3 protein-coding genes and 1 pseudogene are annotated in these 2632 nt (G+C 42.5%); 1 reads left to right on the plus strand and 3 read right to left on the minus strand.

The window, feature by feature from the left end; translation table 11 throughout:
* Window positions 1–239 precede the first annotated feature (239 nt).
* Together F6K49_RS32700 and F6K49_RS32705 are read right to left on the minus strand one after the other, a co-directional pair.
* Window positions 240–1043, minus strand: coding sequence for a class I SAM-dependent methyltransferase (locus tag F6K49_RS32700; protein ID WP_293021679.1), 804 nt, complete (start codon window positions 1041–1043; stop codon window positions 240–242).
* 261 nt (window positions 1044–1304) lie between these two features.
* Entirely contained in the window at window positions 1305–1541 is a 237-nt protein-coding gene (locus F6K49_RS32705; protein ID WP_293071438.1) for a hypothetical protein, read from the minus strand.
* Between the two features lie 264 nt (window positions 1542–1805).
* Here F6K49_RS32705 and F6K49_RS32710 point away from each other — a divergent pair, with 264 nt between their 5' ends.
* Window positions 1806–2027, plus strand: a complete 222-nt coding sequence (locus F6K49_RS32710) for a helix-turn-helix transcriptional regulator (RefSeq protein WP_008188939.1) — start codon at window positions 1806–1808, stop codon at window positions 2025–2027.
* 244 nt (window positions 2028–2271) lie between these two features.
* On the opposite strand, the pseudogene F6K49_RS32715 reads toward F6K49_RS32710, so the two are convergent.
* A pseudogene (locus F6K49_RS32715) lies at window positions 2272–2632 on the minus strand (hypothetical protein); the annotation flags it as partial.

Here is a 2632-nt window from a genome sequence, read left to right on the forward strand (position 1 = left end):
GTGGCACAGGCTTCCAGCCTGTGACCTAACCTCAGCTTATTTTATTCAAAAGCACTGTGGCACAGGCTTCCAGCCTGTGACCTAACCTCAGCTTATTTTATTCAAAAGCACCTCAAAGTGGCACAGGCTTCCAGCCTGTGACCTAACCCATAAGCTAATAACTAATAGCTCATAACTAATAGCTGACCGCTGATAGCTAATAACTGATAACTGATAACTGACAGCTTATAACTGATAGCTTACCTCTCGATAGCATAAGCCTCAACCTCCAAGCGAAGCATTTTGACATGAGTCAAGCCTTGACTATCTATTGGATAACGCTGGATGTACCTATCCACAACAGTATTCAAAAATGTTTCTGTCAATTCCTGAGGAATTCTATTGGTATACGGAAACCAGGTTGTTCTTAACCACCCTTTCAATCCTTCTTTGCCTTGATGCTGCATATCTTTAGGAATTAACTGCACACGTTGAGCTTTAAACCCATTTTCTGGTAACCATCTTTGATACTCTTCAATGCCATAAAATGAATAGGGAAAGGTAAAGTATAGAAAATACTCTTTCCAGTCTGGAGCAGTGATAATTTCATCTATGATCAGTAGTAATTCCCTAGCATTACCTTTACCTCCCATCTGAAACAGTAATTTTCCGTGAGGTTTCAGGTGATTACGAACTCCTTTTAAAACTGACCCATGGTCAGTGATCCAATGTAAGACAGCATTAGAAAAGACAACATCGAAGCTATGGTTGAGGTTAATCGCTGTAGCATCCATAAGTTTAAAGTCTAAATTAGGATACTCTACTGGAGGAAATTTATTCTGAGCTAACTCAACCATAGTCTTGGATGAATCAATTCCTAAAACACTACCGTTGTTAATAATACTGGCAAATTCAGCAGTAATCTTTCCATCTCCACAACCAATATCCAGGAGTGTTTCGTTCCCGATTAGTGATAGCTTTTTAATTAGTTCTTTTGCCCAATTGAGCTGTGCTGAAGAATTCTTAGCATAATCATCAGCATTCCATTGATTGTGATTAGTCATATAGCGAAAGCGGTCAGTGGTCAGTATTCAGCACTCAGCAGTCAGCAGTCAGTGCTCAGGGGTCAGCTTATTTTATTCAAAAGCACCTCAAGTATGGTGGCACAGGCTTCCAGCCTGTGACCTAACGACTGCATCAAGACAGGGTGGCACAGGCTTCCAACCTGTGACCTAACCCATAAGCTAATCGCTGATAGCTAATCACTGACAGCTGATAGCTGATAGCTGATAGCTGACAGCTGATAGCTGAATGCTTACCTAAACCTATCGCCTCAAATGAACATAGCGAGTCAAAATCCGAATGATCTCACCCTCGACAGGGGAAGGAATTGGCGGGGTCCACGCTATGACTTCCGCAAAGCGAAGCACGTGCAATTGGTTAATCACACTCTCTACACCTTTGGGTACACCACAGGCGAGGAGGCGGACTGGGGTTTTGCCCTGAGGGACATCATAGATCGGAGCTTTGATGAGCTCTTGCATAGAACGTGGGTTTACCATTTATATATCACCTTGTTTCTTTGGTGGTGGAACAGCGATCGCACATCCCGGCCTGTAGAACCTATGTGCGATCGCTTTGTGCTGGCGAGGGAATTGCCAATCACTGTAACTGCGTACTTTTATAGTATATCCTATCTTGGCCAGTTTGTCAACACTTTGAGTTTAAAAAAAAATTAGAGAAGTATTATTTTCAACAATTCATGCTGTGAGAGGTTACAATCAAACGTAACGAGCGTTTAGTATGGTAAGAGGTTAAACACTAAAGTGGTAATTCACTGGAAATTGGCAGTAGTAATGGCTGAGCGCAACATCAGCAACAAAGATCTAGCTGAGATAATTGGAAAGCATCCTAACTCCGTTTCCAGGCTAAAACGGCATCGCCGTCTACCTAGAATTGACGAAGACATACTCAACTCTCTGTGCAAAGCACTCAAGTGCCAACCAGGGGACTTGATAGTCTATCAAGAGGATGAACAAGATCCCTAAAACGGGAAATTTACCGGTAATCGGTAATCGGTAATCGATAATCGGTAACCGGTAATCCGTAATTTTCCTTGAGCCTTAGCCATCAGCGCGTTATGGATGGGCCCAAAAAATAGGAGCCTTTAGCTGTATTGTCAATGGTCTCTGCAATTTTTTTAGCCACCTTCTCACTAGTCCAGTAGCTGCTGTGAGCACTGCCACCATTGATTAATGCTAAAAATGTCGATTGTATCGGTTTAGCGACATTTTATAAGAATCCAGAACCGTAGGTAAGTACATCTTCAAGTTTGATAACTTTGTCATACTCATCTACTAATTTTGGCAACACTCCTTCTAGGGGCCAAGCAATCGGATCCCCCGGATGTACAAAGTTTTGCCAGGGTAACGCCACTCCTTGTTGAGTCAGAATTGCCAGTAACTCCTTTAATTTGGAACTAATATCATGGGTACTGCCATCTCTGGTTTTGCCAACAATATGGAGCAGAGTAAATAGGGCAATCGGTGAACCCATGGTATGAACACTAGCCAGAGGAATGGCACTGTCTTGCTCAGATTCGATTCCCAAAATGCTTTTGCGAATCTCCTGAATACTCTCATGACCAGGTATA

This window comes from Moorena sp. SIO3I6, from assembly GCF_010672095.1.